Origin of the sequence: Paenibacillus sp. FSL H8-0168 (genome assembly GCF_038592955.1) — a bacterium.
In the GTDB taxonomy this organism is placed as follows: domain Bacteria; phylum Bacillota; class Bacilli; order Paenibacillales; family Paenibacillaceae; genus Paenibacillus; species Paenibacillus polymyxa_B.
This window is the reverse complement of record NZ_CP151948.1, coordinates 2,587,585-2,610,673: the sequence shown is the minus strand read 5'-3', so window position 1 is coordinate 2,610,673 and position 23,089 is coordinate 2,587,585. Positions and strand designations below refer to the sequence as shown.

At 53.2% G+C, this 23,089-nt stretch carries 1 protein-coding gene (cut by a window edge); it reads right to left on the bottom strand.

The features are described 5' to 3' along the window. Positions 1-67: 67 nt before the first annotated feature. Positions 68-23,089 carry the 3' portion of a non-ribosomal peptide synthase/polyketide synthase gene (locus MHI21_RS12040; protein WP_342420075.1) on the bottom strand. It continues 19,137 nt past the right edge of the window, so only the last 23,022 of its 42,159 coding nucleotides appear in the window; its start codon lies beyond the right edge, outside the window — the gene reads right to left on this strand; the stop codon is at positions 68-70.

The window sequence follows — 23,089 nt, the reverse complement described above, 5'->3', positions numbered from 1 at the left end:
AAGCCGCCGCCCTCTGCACACGCAAAGTGAATTCATTACATTTAGAAAACTGATTTAGAAACTGATTTTAAAAAACAAAGTCGATGGAATCCGGTGAAAAACCTTCCGGCTGCTCGTCTGAGTTCACCTGAATGTCGCTTAGCAGTACATCTGGGTTTGCTGTGACTTGGGATAGAATCGCTATCAAATCTCTCGTTAATCGTTCTATTGCGTCGGCCGCAAACAGCTTCGTGCAATATTCAAAGGAACCCTTGATCACCCCGTCTTCATCACTCATAGACAAGGTCAAATCGAATTTGGAGATACGATGCTCCTGAACATATGGACTAAAGGACAGCGTTTCTAGCCTCGTTTCCTGCGACTCTGTATTTTGCAGTACAAACATGGTGTCAAACAACGGGTTACGGCTTGCATCCCGTGCTACATCCAGCTTTTCCACCAACTCTTCCAGTGGATAATCTTGATGCTCGAAGGCTTGCAGCGTACGATCTCTGGCTTCTAGCAAGTAGTTGTGGAACGTTTGGTTGCCCTTCGGCTGATGCCGGATGGCTAGCGTATTGACGAACATTCCGATCAGTGGCTCCAGCTCAGGCAACAAGCGGCCTGCTACCGGCGTACCGATGATTAAATCGTCCTGACCGCTATATTTGGACAACAGAACGGTGTAGGCGCTCAATAGCACCATGTACAGCGTGCTTCCGGTCTGTGCCGCAATTCGGTGCAGTTGCTCGGATACATTCGCGTCCACTGTAAATTCATACATCGCACCCTCGAAGCTGCGAACAGCAGGTCTAGGATAAGCAATCGGCAAATCCAGTACCGGCAATTCTCCGGCTAAATGCTCCAGCCAGAAGTGTTCCCGGCGTTGGTATGATTCACGCTGCATCTCCTGCTGCTGCCACACGGCATAGTCCTTGTACTGAATTTGTAACGGCTCCAATGCCTGTCCCTCGTACAGTTGTACCAGCTCCTGCACGATATTGTTAGACGATACACCGTCCGAAATAATATGGTGCATGTCGTACATCAGGAGATGGCGCTCTGGTCCAGTTTGAAGGAGACGGACACGCAGCAGTGGTGCCTGACGAAGATCAAAGCTGCGTACAAAGGACCCGATATAGGCTTCGGCTTCGGACTCCCTGGCCTGCAAGTGCTCTACTGCAAACTCCACTTGATCGTACACCCGCTGAACGACCTCGCCTTCCACCATTTCAAAGGAAGTCCGCAACGTTTCATGGCGGGCTATTAACTGACGGAACGCATCCTCCAGCCGATCGGCCTGAAGCGGTCCCTCTACGGTTAATACACCCGGCATATTGTAGCTAAGATCCCCACCTTCCAGATGGCTCAAAATGTACAGTCGTTTTTGAGCCGAGGAAACCGGGTAGTACGCCTGTTTCGCCGCCGCAGGGATCATCGTATAGGTGTCTGTGCCGTGCGTAGCTATGAGCTGGGCTTGCTGCTCAATCGTAAAGTGTTGGAACACCTCACGCAGCGTAATCCGGCTGTCCAGTTCCTGATGGATTTTGGCCACCAGCGTCGTTGCCCGCAGGGAGTGCCCACCCACGTCAAAGAATGAGTCGGTGACTCCTACGGTGGACAGCTTCAAGACATCCTGCCAGATTTGGGCTAGTTTGGCTTCCAGCGGCGTCCGCGGTGCAACGTACTCCTGGCCTCCTTCGAGACGTGCTTCCGGTGCCGGCAACGCTTTGCGGTCGATTTTCCCGTTCGGTGTCAGCGGGAAACGATCCAGTTGTACCACATACGTCGGGATCATGTAATCCGGCAGCTTCGGCTGCAGCGCATTGCGCAGCTCCGGCAAACTCAGGGACTCTGAAGCTATGATGTAGGCACACAGGTCCTTGTGTCCGTCTTCGTTTTCCCATGCTGTGACCACGGCTTTCTGAATGCCGGCCACGGTCAGCAGCTGCGCTTCCACTTCGCCCAGCTCGATCCGGTAACCCCGGATTTTCACCTGGTGGTCGATCCGGCCCAAATACTCAATGCTGCCGTCTGGCAACCACCGTGCCAGGTCGCCCGTCCGGTACATCCGGTTTGCGTGAGTGCTGTCCGCTTGATCGGCTGCATCAGCGAACGGATTCGGGACGAACTTCTCTGCCGTCAGCTCCGGCAAGTTCAGGTATCCTCGTCCGACACCTGCACCTCCGATATAAAGCTCACCTGCGATACCGATCGGCACCAGCTGTTGCTGGCTGTTCAAGATGTACACAGACTGGTTCGCTATCGGCGTTCCGATAGATACCGTATGCTCCCCTTTTTCCAGCAGTACGTTCAGGGACTCTACATCTTCAACCGTATAAGCAGTCGCATCTACCGTGGTTTCGGTCGGACCATACACGTTCGTAATGACCGGATGATACCCGGACCACTTGTGCAGGAACACATTTACCAGCTGCACGGATAATGCTTCGCCACCGATCAGGTAATGCTTCACTTCCGGCGCTTCCGTCACATTGACGCTTTCGTTCAAAATATGCAGATGCGCAGGTGTGCCGTCCGACAGATCAATCCGGTGCGTGCGGTAGTAGGCGATCAAATGCTCTCCGCTCAGACTGACGTCACGGGACACCACGTGCAGGGTGTGGCCTAACAGCAAGCTGGCAAAGATTTGCTTCACTGAAGCGTCAAATACAAATGCCGACAGCCATGCAACATGAAGCGGCTGTTCATAACGGCTGTATACTCGCTCCAATAAAGCATCTACCAGATTGCTAACACTGCCCTGCTCGATCATGACCCCTTTCGGCTGACCGGTGGTGCCTGACGTGTAAATCATATAGGCCAGGTGATGCGGGCGGGCGACAGGGATTAGATTGCTCGCATCCTGTGCTCCCAACTGAGCTTGAACGTCCTCGTCGTCAAGAACTACAGCTTGTACTAGGGATGGCAAGCTGAGCGACAGGTTGGCGACTCTGCTTGTAATCACGACCTTGGCCCCACTGTCTTGGAGCATGTAGTCGATGCGCTCCTGTGGATACATCGTATCCATCGGCACATATGCGCCTCCGGCCTTAAGTACCCCCAGAATGCTCACCAGAATATCCGCAGAACGTTCCAGCAATACGCCAACCGGTTGATCTGCTTCGACCCCTTTGGCTCGTAACACACGAGCCAATTGGTTCGCACGCTCATTCAGCTCGGCATAGGTCATCGCGGTGGCTCCAGACACAACTGCTATCCGCTCAGGGTTGCGCTCAGCCTGCTCTTCAAAGCGTTCGCTGAGCGAACGGCCTTGTAATGCTCCAAGCAGGCTGTGCGCATTCGGATCATTGAACACCTTCAGAATCTGCTCGGTTTCTTCTGCCGTAATCAACTCCAGCTCACCCAGCTTCGCATCCGGGTTCGCCGCCACGGCTTCGGCCAAGCGAACAAAGTGACGCGTCATCCGTTCTACCGTTTCGCGCTCGTACAACGCAGTTGCATACTGCAATCCGAACTGGATACCTGCCTCTTCCTCTCTGGCTTCCAGCGTCAAATCAAACTTCGCTGGCGTTTGCTCCAAGCCGTATGGACGGAAGCTCAGATCTGCCAGTTGCAGTTCGCCTTCCTCGGTGGTTTGCAGGGTAAACATCGTATCGAACAGCGGATGGCGACTCATATCCCGCTTCACATTTAACTTTTCCACCAGTTCCTCAAATGGGTAGTCCTGATGTTCATAGGCTTGCAGAGCACAAACTTTCACTTCTTCCACGTAGCTGCGGAAGGTATGTTCCGCTGTCGGATAGTTTCGTAATGCCAACGTACCGACGAACATCCCGAGGATCGGTTCCAAATCTGCATGCGGTCGTCCTGCAATCGGTGTGCCGACTACAATATCTTCTTGCCCGCTGTATTGGTGTAAGAGCGCGGTGTATGCAGCCAGCAGCACCATATACAGCGTAGAGCCTGTGTGCGCCGCCAGTTCCTTCAGGCGTTCGCTAGCTTCACGCTCCAGCCCGAACACCACCGTATCGCCTGCCGTACTTCGTACCGACGGACGGGCAAAGTCCGTCGGTAGATCCAGCACAGGCAGTTCACCCCGGAAGGTGTCGAGCCAGTACGCTTCCTGACGTTGCATCCACTCTTGATGGGCTTCGCTTTGCTGCCATACCGCATAATCCTTGTACTGTATACGCAATGGGGAAAGCTCTTCACCGTCGTATAAGCGGACAAATTCATCGGTCAGTACTCCCATGGACACACCATCCGAGACGATATGGTGCATATCGAGCATGAGCAAATGCTGTAGTTCCTGCTCGGTTCCTTGTACACCCAAATCTACCAAGCCTACCCGCAGCAGCGGAGCGGATTGCAGATCGAACGGACGTACAAACTGTTGCACACGTTCTTGTGCTTCCTGACTGACCATCGTGTCCGCAGTTGCACCCTCTACCTGTACCTTCGTATACTCCACCTCGAACGGCACGGTGTCCTCAATCCATTGCACCGGCTCACTGTCCACCAGCTCAAAGCGGGTACGCAACGTTGCATGGCGGGCGATCAGTTGACGGAACACGTCCTCCACTCGCTTCACGTCCAACGGACCACTCACTTGCAGCACTGACGGCATGTTGTAGTTCACATCATTCGGGTCGAACTGATGCAGCACATACAGTCGTTTTTGCGCCGAGGAAAGCGGGTAGAAGCTGCGTTCTTCCGTCACCGGAATGGACGCATACGCCACTTGATCCAAACCTTCCATGACCGCTGCCAGTTGTTCAATCGTTGGCGCTTCAAAAATACTGCGTAGTGGAAGCGGCTTGTTCATCTCCTTGTGAATCTTCGAGGCCAGCGTCGTCGCCCGCAGCGAGTGTCCGCCAATCTCGAAGAAGTTTTCCTTCACACCGACCTGCGCCAGACCCAGCACATCCTGCCAAATTTGCGCCAGCTTCACTTCCACCCATGTCCGCGGTGCTACATAATCGGCTCCGCTTTGCAGGTTGCCTTCCGGTGTTGGCAGTGCCTTGCGGTCGATTTTACCATTCGGTGTCAACGGCATCTGCTCCAGCTGCACCAAATACGAAGGCACCATGTAGTTTGGAAGCTCCTCGCCCAGTAAGCTGCGCAGCTCACCAGCGCTCACTTCCCGTTCAGCAACATAGTACGCCACCAGTTGGTTTTGCCCCTGTTCGTCTGACTGGGCCAGTACGATGACCTCTTGTACGTCCTCCACCTTCAAAATTTGTGCCTCGACCTCGCCCAGCTCGATCCGATAGCCCCGGATTTTCACCTGATGGTCGATCCGGCCCAAATATTCGATGTTGCCGTCTGGCATCCATCTCGCCAAGTCACCCGTACGGTACATTCGTTCGTAGCCGGCTTCACCAGCCGCAAACGGATTTGGTACAAATTTCTCAGCCGTCAGCTCTGGACGATCCAGATAACCCCGAGCCAGACCCGGACCGGACACGCACAGCTCACCCGCTACGCCCACCGGAGCCAAATGTCCATGCACATCCACCATGTATACCCGATGATTCGGCACAGGGCGTCCGATGGAAATCAGTTGTCCGGCTCTCTCATCCTCGGATACCGGCCAGATGGATGTCGCCACCGAGTTTTCAGTTGGACCGTAGCCATTGTAGTACGCGACCTGATCCTTCCACTTGTACACCAATTCTGTTGAAGATGCAGAACCCGCAGTGAACAGAATACGCAGGTTTGGCATCCGCTCCGGCTCCAGATACACCGCATAGGTCGGTGGCAATGTCGCCACCGTAATCTGATGTTCTGTCATGTAATGCTCGAATCTCTCATAGTCCAAAATCGTCTCTGACGTTGGCACATACAACGTGGCTCCGCAGAACAGCGCCTGGAAGATTTCCCAGCAAGCCGCATCAAACGAATAGCTGGCGAACAGCAACGTATGATCCGACGTGCGGATCTTGAGCGTCTGATCAAAATACGTTTTCAGATTGCATAGACCGCGATGCTCCAACATAACACCCTTCGGCTGCCCCGTGGTCCCTGACGTATAAATCACATAGGCTAGATCGTTCGGACCGGACCACGGCTCCAGATTGGAACCATCCTCGTGGTACACCGTTTGCTCCCCATTCAGCACCAGCACGTTACCGTCGAAAGCCACTTTATCCACCAGATGGCTTTGCGTTAACAATAGCTTCGCACCCGAGTCGTCCAGCATGTAGCAGATACGCTCCTCCGGATACGTCGGATCGATGGGCACATATGCACCCCCGGCTTTCAAAATGCCTAAGATCCCCACGATCAAGTCTACCGAACGCTCGGTCATTAGACCCACCAATCGATCCTTCGTCACGCCTTGACTACGCAAGGTACGAGCCAGACGATTGGCGCGTTCATTCAGCTCGCGATAGGTCAACTGCTCTCCTTCGAAGAACAACGCTGGCTGTTCCGGTGTCTGCGCCGTTTGTGTCTCGAACAAGCCATGAATCGTTTGCTCGCTTGGATACTCAGCAGCTGTATTGCCCCATACGCTGAGAATTTGCTCGCGCTCCTGCTCACTTACCATATCCAGCTCATGCACTCGAATGTCCGGCTTCGCCACCACCTGCTCCAACAGCTGTATCAGATGGCCCTGAGTCCGTTCAACAGCTTCTCGATCATATCGCTTCGCATTGTATTCAAATCGGATTTTCATCGCTTCCAGCGGCATGACGACCAGATTGAAATCATAGTTGGTTTGTTCAATCATGCCGGCATTGCGAATTTCAAAATCCGACGCTGCACCTTCGCCAAGTTGCTCGACCTGCTCCTCCACCGGATAGTTTTCAAACACGATAATGTGGTTGATCAGATCTTGCTTTTGCTCGCTCAAGGCTTGAATTTCATACAGCGGATACGTTTCATAATCTTGAGAAGTCAGCGCCTGCTGTTGATTCGTTCTGATCATGTCAGCAAAGGTGTCCTCAGCCCCACTGCGGATACGTATTGGAATGGTGTTAATGAACAAGCCCACCATATTTTCGATCCCCGTAATATCCGCTGGACGACCAGACACTACACCGCCAAAAACAGCGTCGTCACTACCGTTGTACTTTTGGAGCAGCAAGCCCCAGGCTGTTTGCAGCAATGTATTCGCGGTCACGTGGTGCTGCTTGGCCACCATTTCCATACGTCCGGTCAAGTCCTTGCCGAGATCGCACAGGATATGCTCAAATTGTGCACCGTCCGCTTTCACGCCTGCTTTTCCGGTCGGAATCGAAGTTTGCTGATCATAGCCGAGCAAATAATCCTTCCAGTAGGAAGCTGCTGCTTCTACATCCTGTGCTTCAAGCCACTCAATATACTGACTGTATGGAGTCACGGGGGCAAGCTTCGGCTGTCTATGCTCCACGGCTGCAAAATAAGCCTCAAACACCTCATCCGTGACTAACGCCACACACCAGCCATCCATCAAGATGTGATGAGAGCTCCACACAAAATAATAATCCTCATCACCTGTTCGTAAAATCGCCACGCGCATCAACGCATCCCGGGACAAATCGAATCCGGCTGCCTTGTCCTTGCGAATAAATTCCTTCACATACGCGTCACGCTCCTGCTCATTCAGATGACGCAAATCTTCACATCTAAAACCAACCTCCTTGCGTCGGAAAATAACCTGCACAGGCTCATCCTGCCAACCGCTGATGAAATTGGCTCTAAATATCTCATGCCGCTGTGCCAAATGATTCAAGCTGTCTTGGAAAATATCCGCTTGGAAGCGTCCGTGCAAATCAAAGGTCGTTTGTTCAAAATAAGCACCTGACGCTGCATCCATCAGACTATGGAACAACATGCCTTTTTGCATCGGCGTCAGCGCATAGACATTCTCCAGTTCCCCGATGTCACGAGTCCGCTCGACCAATTGATCCAACTCGGCCATGGTTACATGTTTCAGCATGACATCGCTTGGCGTCAGCTCTTGCTGTTTGCGGCTTGTGCAATGCGTAATGATTTCCTGCAAACTGATTCGGAACGCTTCAGCTAGCTGCTCCATCGTTTCACGACGATATTCCTGCTTGCTGTAGCTGATCGTCAATTGCAGTTCGCCTTCCGAAATCAGTCCGTTCATATCCAGCGTGTGCGATCTGGCTGCATGGGCGCTAAGCTCTGCACCGCTAGCGTAAGGAGATACGCCAATGGATTGATTTTGCATATCTTGATCAAATTGTCCCAAATAGTTAAAGCTGATTTCAGGCTCGGTTACAAAACGCTCTTGCTCACGTGCTGTGGACAGGTATCTCAACATACCGTAGCCAATGCCCTTTTGCGGAATGCGGCGTAGTCCTTCTTTCACCTGTTTGATGCGCTGTGAAAGGTCTTGCCCCACGCTCATATCCAGCACAACCGGGAATTGGGTCGTAAACCAACCCACGGTGCGCGTAATATCCAGTTCTGGCAGAATGGACTCCCGTCCATGACCTTCCAGGCTCACGAGCACTCGTTCCAGGCCCGCCCAGCGATGAATCGTCAGTCCCAATGCGGTAAGCAGCAAATCATTCATCTCCGTGTTGTAGGCACGATGCGCCTGTTTTAACAGCTGCTCCGTTTCCTGAGCTGTCCACGTAACTGTAATGTTCTCGCTGTCCCTATTTAAGGAATGAGAAGGGGACTCGTCTTTTGGAAGCGGCTGATATACGCCTTGTTCCATTTCCTGCCAGAATGCGAGTTCTGCTGCCATGGCCGGACTGTTCGCATATTGAGACTGCCCATCCGCCCAGATGCGGAACGAATCCGTTTTGTGCGGAAGACGAGCCGCTTGTCCGTTCAATGCCTGCTCGTAGGCGGTTGTAATATCCTCGAACAAAATGCGCCAAGATACGGTATCCACCACCAAGTGATGAATCGCCATCAGCAAATGATCACCATCTGGGCAATGGAACAGCCCCAGTTTCACCAGCGGTCCTTCGCTTAACTGAATACCCGCCTGAATTTCATTCACTTTAGCCTCGATCGCCGTAGACACCTCAGACTCATTTCTGAAGTCGGCCCGATCCAGCGTATACAGCTCGCCCTCACCGACCGCGCGGTTCCAGGCTTCATAACCGTGCTCACTAGGACGGAAAATGATACGCAGTGCGTCGTGATGGCTAACGATTTGATCCATCGCCGTGCGCAATGCCGGTTCATCAAAACCGTCCTTGCTATGCAGCATAATGGACTGGTTATGATGATGAGCATCCGTCAGGTTCTGCTCAAAGAACCATTGTTGAACGGGTGTCAGTTTCACAGCGCCCACCACTTCGCTCTGATCCGCCAATCGGGTCACCGATTGAACTTTCAGTGCCAAGGCAGACACGGTTGGATGACTGAACAGGTCTTTCATCTCCAGTCGATAACCTGCTTGCAGCAATCGGGAGGATACTTGCAAGGCCTTGATCGAATCGCCACCCAGCTCGAAGAAGTTATCCTGCGTGCCTACCGCTTCCACGCCGAGTACTCCGGCCCATACCGCAGCCAGTACTTGCTCCACCGTGGTACGCGGTGCCACATAGGCTGCACCGGTATGGATGCTTCCTTCCGGTTCCGGTAAGGCCTTGCGGTCGATTTTGCCGTTGCTCGTCAGGGGGATCGTCTCCAGTCGCATCAAACGTGCTGGCACCATGTGCGCTGGCAGCCCGGCTTCCAGTTCGGCCTGTACCTCCTCGATCCGCAGCTCGGCTTCTCCCGTGATGTATCCGCACAAGTACTTGTGTCCACGCTCATCCGTCCGGTCGATGACTACTGCTTGACGCACGCCTGGCACCCGCTGGATCGCCGTTTCAATCTCGCCCAGCTCGATCCGGTAGCCGCGGATTTTCACTTGATAATCCATCCGGCCGATAAAGTCCACATTGCCGTCCGGCATCCACCGCGCCAAGTCGCCTGTGCGGTACAATCGTTCACCCGGTACGTACGGGTTCGCTAAAAATTTCTCGGCCGTCAGTTCTGCACGGTTCAGGTAGCCTCGTGCCACCCCGGCACCGCCAATACACAGCTCACCCAGTACACCGATCGGCACCGGATTCAGCTGGCTGTCCACGATGTAGAAGCGCGCGTTCAGCCACGCCTGGCCAATCGGCACATTGCCGCTGTCCGGCAGCTTCGACAGTTCTTCGTCGTAGAAGCTAGAGTCAATCGCCGCTTCCGTGACGCCGTAGCTGTTCATAATGCGAATATCTGCGCCAAATCGTTCTTGCAGTACCCGGTAATCCGTCACGCTACAGCTATCCGAGCTGGTGATCAGCAATTCCAGACTGCTCATGTCCAGTCCCTGTTCATATACATGCTGCATAAACGGTACGATCAGGGCCGGGGTCGATTCGAACACCGTAATCTGGTAGTCGCGAATCCAGCCATATAGACGGCTTGGGTCGATGCGATCGTCTTTCGGACAGATAACCATCGTTCCGCCGTTATAAAGCGTCCGCGCGATATCCCCGACGAACACGTCGAAGGAGAAGCTCGCCAGTTGCAGCAACCGTACCGGGAACTGGTTCAGACGGTAATCCCGACGGTATGCCGCAGCCGTATTCACCAAGCTGCGATGCTCAATCATGACGCCCTTCGGACGTCCCGTTGTACCGGAGGTGTAGATCACATACGCCAGATCCTGCGGTTCGTTGATGTGCTCTACATCAGCGGTATCCCCGGTGTACAGCGACTCATTGTCCAACGCCAGTACGGTATGCAGACGCAGCCCTGTTGCCGGCTCGGATGCTGCTTCGCTTTCATCCAGCCAGACCTGTGCACGCTCCTGCAACCCCGTTTGGGTCAACAGTACCGTCGCACCGCTGTCCTCCAGCATGAAACGAATACGTTCGGACGGATAATCTGCGTCTAGCGGCACATATGCGCCACCAGCTTTCCACACTGCCAACACGCCGACCAGCATGTCTACCGAACGTTCACTCAAAATGCCGACCATCGACTCGCGGCCAATACCTTCATTCCGCAGTCTACGGGCCAATTGGTTCGCACGCTCGTTCAGTGTGCGGTACGTAAGCTGCTGCTCTTCGTACACCACCGCCACGTGATCTGGTACAAGCTGCGCCTGTTCTTCCACATAGGTATGGAACAAGGCTCCTGCTTCAACAGCAGCAACATCCGATACTCCCACATCTCCAAAACCGTAGATGATTTGTGCCTTTTCCTCGACAGTTACCATATCCAAAGTTGCCAGTGGCTGCTGTGGATGAAGGGTAATTGCACGTACAAGTTCGGTAAAATGCTGTGCCAATCGCGCGATGGTCTCAGCCTTGTACAGCGCCGTGCTGTATTCCAGACTGCACAGAATGCCTTCCGGCTGCTCCACTGCATCCAAGGTCAGATCAAATTTGGCCGTATGATTGTCCGTCGGATACGTTTTAAAGGTCAGACCCTCCAGCTCGAACTCCTGCTGTTCAAATGTTTTCAGCTCAAACATCGTGTCAAACAGCGCATTCCGGCTCGTATCCCGCGTTAAATTCAGCTTTTCAACCAGTTCTTCAAAAGGATATTCCTGATGCTCATAAGCACTGAGCGCATGCTCTTTGACCTCTTGCAGATAATCCAGGAACGTTTTGTCGCCAGCCGGATAATTGCGGATCGCCAGCGTGTTGAGGAATACGCCTACCAAGCCTTCCAGTTCCGCATGCGGTCTTCCGGCAATCGGCGTGCCGACGATAATATCCTCCTGCCCCGAATATTTATGCAAGAGCGTGCTATACGCGGCCAGCAACACCATGTACAAGGTCGATCCCGTTTGCGCGGCCAGCTGTTTCAACTGCTCGCTGTCCTCCAAGCTGATCGCAAATTCCAATCGAGCTCCTTCTAGACGCTGTACGGCTGGTCTTGCAAAATCCGTTGGCATATCCAGTGCTGGAATGTCACCAGCCATCGTGTTCAGCCAGTAGCTTTCCTGCTCACGAAGACGTTCACTTTGCATATCGGCATGCTGCCAAACCGCATAGTCCTTGTACTGGATGCGCAGGGGCGGCAGTTCCTTGCCTTCATACAATTGAGAGAACTCCTGCACGATAATTCCTTCAGTCACGCCATCCGAAATAATATGGTGCATGTCATAGAGCATGACGTGACGCTCCGGTCCGGTTTCCACCAGCTGAACCCGCAGCAACGGTGCTTGTGCGAGATCAAATGCATGTACAAAGTCCTGTGCGTACTGCTGGGTCTCTTCTTCGCTTGCCTGCACATGCTCCACATTGAATGCGACGCCCGATTCAATCCGTTGAATCACCTCGCCATCCACCATGTCGAATCTAGTTCGCAGGGCTTCATGACGGGCAATCAGCTGGCGGAAGGCTTGCTCCAGTCGCGTTTTATCCAAGGAACCTTCAATGATCAAAGCGCCTGGCATATTGTAGCTAACCTCTCCGCCTTCGAGGTGACTCAGCACGTACATCCGTTTTTGCGCCGAGGAAACCGGATAATATGCACGTTCCTCCGCAACAGGGATGGATACATACGTTTGCTGTGTCTGATCTTCTCCCATCACCTGCACCAGTTGCTCAATCGTCGGATATTGGAAAATATCTCGCAGCGCCAGCTTGTAATTCAGCTCCTGATGGATTTTCGCCATCAGTGTTGTCGCGCGCAGAGAATGTCCTCCCACTTCAAAGAAGTTATCCTGGATGCCTATCCGCGGGTGATTCAAAACACTTTGCCAAATACGTACCAACTGCTCTTCCAGCAGTGTCCGCGGTGCCACGTACGCCGTGCCTCCTTCAAGGCGCGCTTCCGGCGCAGGCAACGCTTTGCGGTCAATTTTCCCGTTTGGTGTCAGCGGGAAATGATCCAGTTGTACGACATACGTCGGGATCATATACCCCGGCAGCTTGGGCTGCAGCAGGTTGCGCAGCTCGGGCAAATTCAGCGCCTCAGAGGCTACGACATACGCACACAAATCCTTGTCTCCGTCTTCGTTTTCCCAGGCGGTGACGATGGCTTTCTGAATGCCGTCCACGGTCAGCAGCTGCGCTTCCACCTCGCCGAGTTCAATCCGGAAGCCCCGGATTTTGACCTGATCATCCATCCGGCCGATAAAGTCCACATTGCCATCCGGCATCCACCGCGCCAAATCGCCTGTGCGGTACAATCGTTCACCCGGCACATATGGATTCGCTACGAATTTCTCGGCGGTCAGGTCTGCACGATTCAGATAGCCTCGTGCCACTCCAGCTCCGCCAATGCACAGCTCGCCCAGTACGCCGATCGGCACTGGATTCAGCTGGCTGTCCACAATGTAGAAGCGGGCGTTCAGCCACGCCTGACCAATCGGCACATTACCGCTGCTTGGCAGCTTCGATAGATCTTCATCGTAGAAGCTGGAGTCGATTGCTGCTTCTGTGACGCCGTAGCTGTTCATAATGCGGATATCTGCGCCAAATCGTTCTTGCAGCACCCGGTAATCCGTCACACTGCAGCTATCCGAGCTGGTAATCAGCAGTTCCAGACTGCTCATGTCCAGCCCCTGTTCATACACATGCTGCATAAACGGTACGATCAGGGCCGGGGTCGATTCGAATACGGTAATCTGGTAATCGCGAATCCAGTCATACAAACGGCTAAAATCAATCCGGTCGTCTTTCGGACAAATAACCATCGTGCCGCCGTTATAGAGCGTCCGCGCAATATCCCCGACGAACACGTCGAAGGAGAAGCTTGCTAGTTGCAGCAGTCGTACTGGGAACTCGTTCAGACGGTAATCCCGACGATACGCCGCAGCCGTATTCACCAAGCTGTGATGCTCAATCATGACCCCTTTCGGACGTCCTGTTGTACCGGAGGTGTAGATCACATATGCCAGATCCTGCGGTTCGTTAATCGGCTCGATATCGGTGGTGTCTCCGATGTACAGCGACTCATCGTCCAACGCCAGTACGGTATGCAGACGCAAGTTCGCTGCGGATTCGGATGCTGCTTCGCTGTCATCCAGCCAGACCTGTGCACGCTCCTGCAACCCCGTTTGGGTCAACAGTACCGTGGCACCGCTGTCCTCCAGCATGAAACGAATACGTTCGGACGGATAGTCTGCATCTAACGGTACATATGCACCTCCGGCTTTCCATACCGCCAATACGCCGACCAGCATATCCACCGAGCGCTCGCTCAAAATGCCAACCATCGACTCGCGTCCAACGCCTTCGTTCCGCAATCTCCGCGCCAATTGGTTCGCGCGCTCGTTCAGTTTTCGGTACGTAAGCTGCTGCTCCTCGTACACCACCGCCACGCGATCCGGCACAAGCTGTGCCTGTTCTTCCACATAGGTATGGAATAAGGCTCCTGCTTCAACAGCAGCACAATCCGTTACCCCCACATTTCCAAAACCGGAGATGATTTGTGCTTTTTCCTCGGCAGGTACCATATCCAAAGCTGCCAGTGGCTGTTGTGGATGCAGTGTAATTGCACGTACGAGTTCGGTAAAATGCTGCGCCAATCGCGCAATCGTTTCAGGCTTGTACAGCGCCGTGCTGTATTCCAGACGGCACAGAATGCCTTCTGGCTGCTCTATTGCATCCAAGCTCAGATCAAATTTGGCCGTATTATTTTCCAGCGGATATGAATTCAAGGTCAGACCTTCCAGCTCGAACTCCTGCTGCTCCAATGTTTTCAACTCAAACATCGTGTCAAACAGCGCATTTCGACTCGTATCCCGCGTCAAATTCAGCTTTTCAACCAGCTCTTCAAAAGGATAGTCCTGATGCTCATAAGCACTGAGCGCATGCTCCTTCACCTCTTGCAGATAATCCATGAACGATTGGTCGCCAGACGGATAATTTCGGATTGCCAGCGTGTTGATGAAGACACCTACCAGACTCTCCAGTTCCGCATGCGGTCTTCCAGCAATCGGCGTGCCGACTACGATATCTTCTTGGCCTGTGTATTTATGCAAGAGCGTAGTGTACGCCGCCAGCAGCACCATATACAAGGTTGAACCTGTTTGCGAAGCCAGTTCTTTCAGGCGTTCGCTAACTTCACGCTCCAGTCCGAATTCGATCGTATCCCCTGCCGTACTCTGCACCGCCGGACGGGCAAAGTCGGTTGCCAGATCCAGCACAGGCACGCCGCCCCGGAAGGTACCCAGCCAGTACGCTTCCTGACGCTGCATCCACTCCTGGTGGGCTTCGCTTTGCTGCCATACCGCATAATCCTTGTACTGAATCCGCAATGCCGGTAGCTCTTCACCGCCATACAAGCGGACAAATTCATTGGTCAGTACCTCCATCGACACACCATCCGAAACGATATGGTGCATATCGAGCATGAGTAAATGCTGGGATTCCTGCTCTGCTCCTTGTGCGCCCAGATCCACCAAGCCTACCCGCAGCAGCGGCGCAGCTTTCAGATCGAACGGACGCACAAACTGCCGGACCTGTTCTTGTGCTTCCTGGCTGACCGTCGTGTCCGTAGCTGTATCCAAATCTGTAGATGTGTCCTGATCTGTATCCGTAGTTGCACGCTCTGCTTGTACCTTCGTATATTCCACCTCGAACGGCACGGTGTCCTCAACCCATTGCATTGGCTCACTGTCGATCAGCTCAAAGCGGGTACGCAAGGTCGCATGGCGGGCGATCAATTGACGGAACACATCTTCTACTCGTTTCACATCCAGCGGACCACTCACTTGCAGCACCGACGGCATGTTGTAGTTCACATCACTTGGATCAAACTGATGCAGCACATACAGTCGTTTTTGCGCCGAGGATAACGGGTAGAAGCTGCGTTCTTCCGTTACCGGAATGGACGCATAGGTTACTTGATCGAGACCTTCCAGTACGACTGCTAGTTGCTCAATCGTTGGTGCTTCAAAAATACTGCGCAGTGGAAGCGGCTTGTTCAGCTCCTTGTGAATCTTCGAGGCCAGTGTCGTCGCCCGCAGCGAGTGTCCGCCAATCTCGAAGAAGTTTTCCTTCACACCAACCTGCGTGAGACCCAGTACATCCTGCCAAATGTGCGCCAGTTTCACTTCCACCCACGTTCGCGGTGCGACATAATCGGTTCCGCTTTGCAGGCTGCCTTCCGGTGCTGGCAGGGCTTTGCGGTCAATTTTGCCATTTGGACTCAGCGGCATCTGCTCCAGCTGTACAAAGTACGACGGCACCATGTAGCTTGGTAGCTCCTGGCCCAGCTCACTTCTCAGCTCACTGGCTCCGAGCTCTTGCCCGGCGACATAGTAGGCCACCATTTGTTTTTGGCCCGTTTCGTCTGCACGAGCCATGACCACCGCTTCGCGTACCGATTCCACTTGGAGCAGCTGCGATTCGACCTCGCCCAGCTCAATTCGGTATCCGCGGATTTTGACTTGATGGTCGATCCGGCCCAAGTATTCAATGTTGCCGTCCGGCATCCATCTCGCCAAATCGCCTGTGCGGTACATCCGCTCATAGCCTGCTTCCCCGCCGGCAAACGGATCGGCTACGAATTTCTCTGCCGTCAGCTCTGGACGGTTCAGATAGCCTCGGGCTACGCCGACACCGCTGATGCACAGCTCACCCGCAACCCCGATCGGCTGCAATTGCTCCGTGCCTTCCTTCACGATGTACAGACGAATATTTTGAATCGGTTTTCCGATTGGAATGACCGAATAGGTTTCATTAGGCTCGCAATCGAAGTACGATACGTCCACCGTTGCTTCGGTCGGGCCGTAGAGATTGACCAGCTTCGCTCCGGCCAAGCTCGACACAAGCCGCTGGAACCGGGCCACATGCTGTGGCGGCAACGCTTCGCCGCTGGCAAATACGTGGCGCAGCGTGCCCAGCTTCGTTTGCATCACTTCCCGTGGCTGCTGCTCCACGTACTCCAGGAACGCATGCAGCATGGCGGGAACAAAGTGCATTGTACTCACGCCATCGCGGGCAATCGTGTCGACGATGTCTTCCGGGTTCTTTTCCCCGCCAACGGACAACAGACTCACCTTCGAGCCGACCAGCGACCACCAGAACAGCTCCCACACCGATACGTCGAACGTGAAGGCGGTCTTTTGCAGGATTGTGTCTTCTGCACTCAAGCCGTATCGATCATGCATCCACAAAATCCGATTTAGCACAGAATGGTGCTCCACCATCACGCCCTTCGGTTTTCCCGTGGAGCCGGAGGTATAGATGACATAGGCTACATGGTGTGGCCCGGCCAGTGGCTCCAGATTGGAGCCATCTTCGTGGTAGATGTCCTCGTGTTCCAGTACCAGCACTTGGCCGCCGAAACTCAGCGTTGCTTGCTCGGCCAGATGCGACTGCGTCAGTACCAGCTTCGCTCCCGAGTCCTCCAGCATAAAGCGGATACGGTCCGCCGGATATTCCGGATCGATGGGCACGTAGGCTCCGCCTGCTTTGAGGATCGCATAGATACCTACGATCATGTCCAGCGAACGGTGAACCAAAATGCCCACGGGCTGATCCGGTTCAACACCTGCGGCACGCAGCGTCCGAGCCAAACGGTTCGCGCGCTCATTCAACTCCGCGTAGGTCAACGATTCCGATCCGTACAGCACTGCCACTTGATCTGGTGTTTCCGCTACCTGCTGCTCGAACAGCGCACTTAACGTCTGATCCTGCGGATAGGCTGCCGCCGTATCCTTCCAGACCTGAACGATCTGCGTCTGCTCTTCGGGTGTCACCAATTCCAGCTCATTCACACGGATATGCGGATTATTCACGATTTGCTCGATGACATGCAGTACATGTCCCTGCATTCGCTCTATCGTAGACCGATCGTATACATTGGCGTTATATCTGAACATGATGCGGAAGGTTTCATCGGGCATCACAATCAAGTCCAGATCATAATTCGTTTGCTCGACAACCTCTACATTCGTAATTTCAAAAGCGGATGGACGAACTTCACTAAGCTGCTCGACTTGCTCCTCTACCGGATAATTCTCAAATACCATAATGTGGTTAATCAGATGCTGCTTCTGCTCGGTCAATGCCTGAATCTCATATAGCGGGAAGCTGTCATAGGCTCCCGAGGCCAGTGCCTGTTCCTGCGTTTTCCGCATCACTTCCACAAAAGTGGCATTCCGTTCACTTTGAATCCGCACCGGGATCGTATTAATGAACAAACCAATCATATGCTCTACGCCGGCAATATCTGTTGGACGTCCAGATACGACACTACCGAAAATAACATCCTCATTGTTGTTATATTTCTGCAAAATAAGGCCCCACACGCTCTGCATCAGCGTATTAATCGTGACCTGCTGCTGCTTCGCAATCCGGTGTATGGCTTCGCTCCATGTTGGATCCAGATCTACCGTTATTTTTTCAGAGATATATTTGCTGGTGTCGCTTGTTGTAGTGGATGGAACATGTTCCTTTTCTTTTTCCTTGCTGTCCGGCGTTGGCTCCTTCCATAAAGCATCTGCACCCGGCAACAACGTTTGCTGTTCAAAGCCCGCCAAATAGCTGCTCCAGTATTCTTTTGCCGCACGTTCATCCTGACGCTCTAGCCATTCGATATATTGGCCATACGGTGTAATCGCTGCAAGCTCCGGCTGCTTCTGCTCCAGCAGCGCAAAGTACGTACCAAACACTTCACCCGTAACCAGCGATAAGCACCAGCCATCCATGACAATGTGATGGAAGCTCCATACCAAATGATACGTTTCTTCATGGGTTTGCAATACCTGTACGCGCATGAGTGCATCCGTACCAAGATTAAAGCCTCTAGCCTGGTCCTCTTGCTTAAACGCCTGGATATACGCCTGTTGCTCCGCTTCCTGCATTTCCCGTATATCTTGGAAAGAAAGGTCGCTATCTTTGTGACGGAACACGATCTGCAATGGCTCCTGACTGTGCCCTGTCTCAAACATATGGAAATTCGTTCGCAGTGCTTCATGACGCTGTGTCAGTACATCCAGACTCTTGCGGAAAACAGCTACATCAAAGCTGCCTTTTTGATCAAACGACGCTTGCTGGAAGTAGGCACCTGACTCCGGCTCCATCAAGCTATGGAACAGCATCCCCTTCTGCATAGGCGAAAGAGCATACACATTTTCCAGCTCGCCCACAGAAGCTGTTTGCTCCGTCAATTGCTCCAGTTGCCCAAGCGTCAAGCCCTTGAACAATACATCGCTTGGTGTTAGCTCACTCCGCTCTTTGGAGGCACAATGAGCGATCACTTCCTGCAAGCTTTCCTGCAGCAACTGCGCAAATTTTTCTACATTTTGCTGATGATATACCTTACTGTCATAGCGAATGTCCAGTGTCAGCGCGCCCGCTGTAATCATTCCGTTCACATTCAAAGGATGCTCCAGAACGGTATGGTCACTCATCGGCTCTCCACCTGGATGTGAAGACAGAACGATATCCCCATTTTCCAAGTCCTGATCAAATTGTCCTAAATAGTTAAAGCTAATTTCAGGCTGCAGGGTCCAGGAAGGATGGGCATCATGCTGAGACATATATTTCAAAACACCATAGCCAATGCCCTTATGCGGCACATGGCGCAGGTCTTCCTTCACCCGCTTGATTCGCTGCCCGACTGCTGCCTTTCCGTCCACACCCAGCAGCACCGGATATTGGCTTGTAAACCAGCCCACGGTACGGGTGATGTCAATATCTGGAACAATGGCTTCCCGGCCATGTCCCTCCAGATTGACCAGCACACGCTCCTGACCGCTCCAGTTATATAATGCTGTGCCGAGTGCGGTTAACAGCAGATCATTGACCTCGGTGTGGTACGCACGGTGTGCTTCCTGAAGCAGCAGTCGTGTTTCCTGTTCACTCCAAGCTACGCTCACCGTCGCAGTGTCTCTGATTAGAGAATGTTGTCCCTCTGCTCTCTCTTGATTCTTAGGCAACGATGCAACTTCCGTTTGGGCAAGACGGTGCCAGTATTCGCGTTCGTCTTCGATGGCCGGACTATTCGCATATTGTGATAAGCGCTCTGCCCAAGTGGAGAAAGCGTCCGTTTTATATGGCAAACGAATGGCTTCTCCACGAACCGCCTGCTCATATCCCGCGGCAAAATCCTCAAACACAATCCGCCATGAAATCCCGTCTACGACCAAATGGTGAATCGCAATCAGTAAATGATCTCCATCCATGCAGCGGAAAAGCCCCAGCTTGACCAGTGGTCCCTCGTCCAGACGAATGGAACTTTGGATGGCATTCGCTTTCATTTCAATCGCCACCGCCACATCCGCAGCATCTTTGATACCCGTCAAATCAACAACGTCCAGACTGTACAGCTGACCTTCGTTCAAACCGCGATTCCACGCTTCATAGCCCTGTTCGGTCTGACGGAAGACCATACGTAGCGCATCATGATGCTCCGTTACCTTGGTCACCGTTTCACGCAATGCGGCTTCATCGAAGCCTTGCGCCCTATACAGCATCACCGACTGGTTGAAATAATGTGGCTCTGCTGAGGATTGTCCAAAGAACCATTGCTGAATCGGGGTCAATCTAACTGCCCCCGAAACCACCCGCTGATCGGCTGTGCGGCTGACCTTGTGTACATGACCACTCAGCAGCGAGATGGAAGGATATTGGAACAAATCCTTCATGTCCAGCTTGTAGCCCGCTTGCAGCAAACGGGAGGATACCTGGATCGCTTTGATCGAATCGCCGCCCAGATCAAAGAAATTATCCAAAATCCCGACTCTCTTCGCTCCTAATACAGCCTGCCAAATCGAAACCAAAGTCTGCTCCAGCGCTGTGCGCGGCTCTACATAATCCGCTCCGCTTTGCAGACTGCCCTCTGGTGCCGGCAGGGCCTTGCGGTCGATTTTACCGTTCGGCGTCAGTGGCATTTGCTCTAGCTGGATGAAATACGAAGGCACCATGTAGTTTGGTAGCTCCTCGCCCAGTAAGCTGCGTAGCTCACCCGCGCTTACTTCCCGTTCAGCAACATAGTACGCCACCAGTTGGTTCTGCCCCTGCTCGTCCGCTTGGGCCAGCACGATGACCTCTTGCACATCTTCCACTTTCAATATTTGTGCCTCGACTTCGCCCAGCTCGATCCGGTAGCCCCGGATTTTCACCTGATGGTCGATCCGGCCCAAATATTCGATGTTGCCGTCCGGCATCCATCTCGCCAAGTCACCCGTACGGTACATTCGTTCATAGCCTGCTTCCCCAACCGCAAACGGGTTCGCTACAAATTTCTCCGCCGTCAGCTCTGGACGATCCAGATAACCACGCGCCAGACCCGGACCGGACACGCACAGCTCACCCGCTACGCCGACCGGAGCCAAATGTCCATACACATCCACCATGTACACCCGATGATTCGGCACAGGGCGTCCGATGGAAATCAGTTGTCCGGCTCTCTCATCCTCGGATACGGGCCAGATCGACGTCGCCACTGAGTTTTCGGTGGGACCGTAGCCGTTGTAGTACGCCACCTGATCTTTCCACTTGTATACCAGCTCGGTTGAGGATGCTGAACCCGCCGTAAACAAAATACGCAGGTTTGGCATCCGTTCTGGCTCCAGATACACCGCATAGGTCGGCGGCAAAGCGGCCACCGTGATCTGATGATCCGCCATATATTGCTCAAACCGCTCGTAGTTCAAAATCGTTTCTGTCGTTGGCACATATAACGTGGCTCCACAGAACAACGCCTGGAAGATTTCCCAGCAAGCCGCATCAAACGAATAGCTGGCGAACAGCAGCGCATGATCCGACGTACGGATCTTGAGTGTCTGATCAAAATACGTTTTCAGATTGCACAGCCCGTGATGCTCCAGCATCACGCCCTTCGGCTGCCCCGTTGTACCCGACGTGTAGATCACATACGCCAAATCGTTCGGACCGGACCACCGCTCCAGGTTGGAACCATCCTCGTGATACACCGTTTGCGCTCCATCCAGCACCAGCACTTGGCCATCGATAACTGCTTTGTCCACCAGATGACCTTGTGTCAACAGCAGCTTCGCACCCGAGTCATCCAGCATATAGCGGATACGCTCTTCCGGATAGGTTGGATCGATGGGTACATATGCACCTCCGGCTTTTAAAATCCCGAAGATACCTACGATCATGTCCACCGACCGCTCAGTCATCAGACCCACCAAACGATCTTTCGTCACGCCTTGACTGCGCAAGGTACGAGCTAATCGATTGGCGCGTTCATTCAGCTCGCGATAGGTTAATTGCTCTCCTTCAAAGAACAAGGCTGTCTGCTCCGGCGTCTGCGCGGTTTGCGCCTCGAACAAGCCATGGATCGTTTGCTCGCTTGGATACTCGGTCGCCGTATCTCCCCATACGCTGAGAATTTGCTCACGTTCCCGCGTGGTTACCATATCCAGCTCATACACGCGAATGTCCGGCTTCGCTGTCACCTGTTCCAGCAGCTGTACCAGATGACCTCGAATTTGCTCTACACTTTCCCGTTCAAAGGCCAGGGCATTATACCCAAAGCTCATATGAATGGTGTTCCCTGGCAGCACCACCAGGTTAAAGTCATAGTTGGTCTGCTCGACAGACTCGGCTCCGGTGATGCTGAAGCTGGACTCATCACTGCTACCTAATTGCTCCAATTGTTCCTCTACCGGATAGTTCTCAAAAATAAGAATATGATTGATCAAATCCTGCTTAAGCTCCGACAACCCCTGAATTTCATACAACGGATACGTATCATAGGTATGGGAAGCAATCGATTGCTCCTGGGTTTGCTTCATCACATCGGAGAATAAACTGTCCACTTGACTGCGGATGCGTACAGGAATGGTATTGATAAACAGACCAATGATATGCTCCACATTCGGAATGTCTGCTGGACGTCCAGATACCACGCTGCCAAACACCACATCATCTGTACCATTATATTTTTGCAGCAACAGGCCCCAAACGGTCTGCATCAACGTATTGATCGTTACCTGATAACGCTTGGCTACGCGCTGAATGCCTGCCGTTAGATCCGCGCCCAAGTCAAAATCCAGACGCTCCGCCTGATATTCCGTTTTGCCCTGAATTTTAGCCTGTGGCAGGCGGGACTGTTCCTCATATCCTTCCAGAACCTTGCTCCAGTAACCTGATGCGGCCTGACGATCCTGCTGTTCCAGCCATTCGATATATTGACTGTACGGCGTTACAGGTGCCAGTTCAGGCTGCTTATGAGCCAGTATCGCAAAATAACTCGCAAACACTTCGCCTGTCACCAACGACAAGCACCAGCCGTCCATCACGATATGATGGAA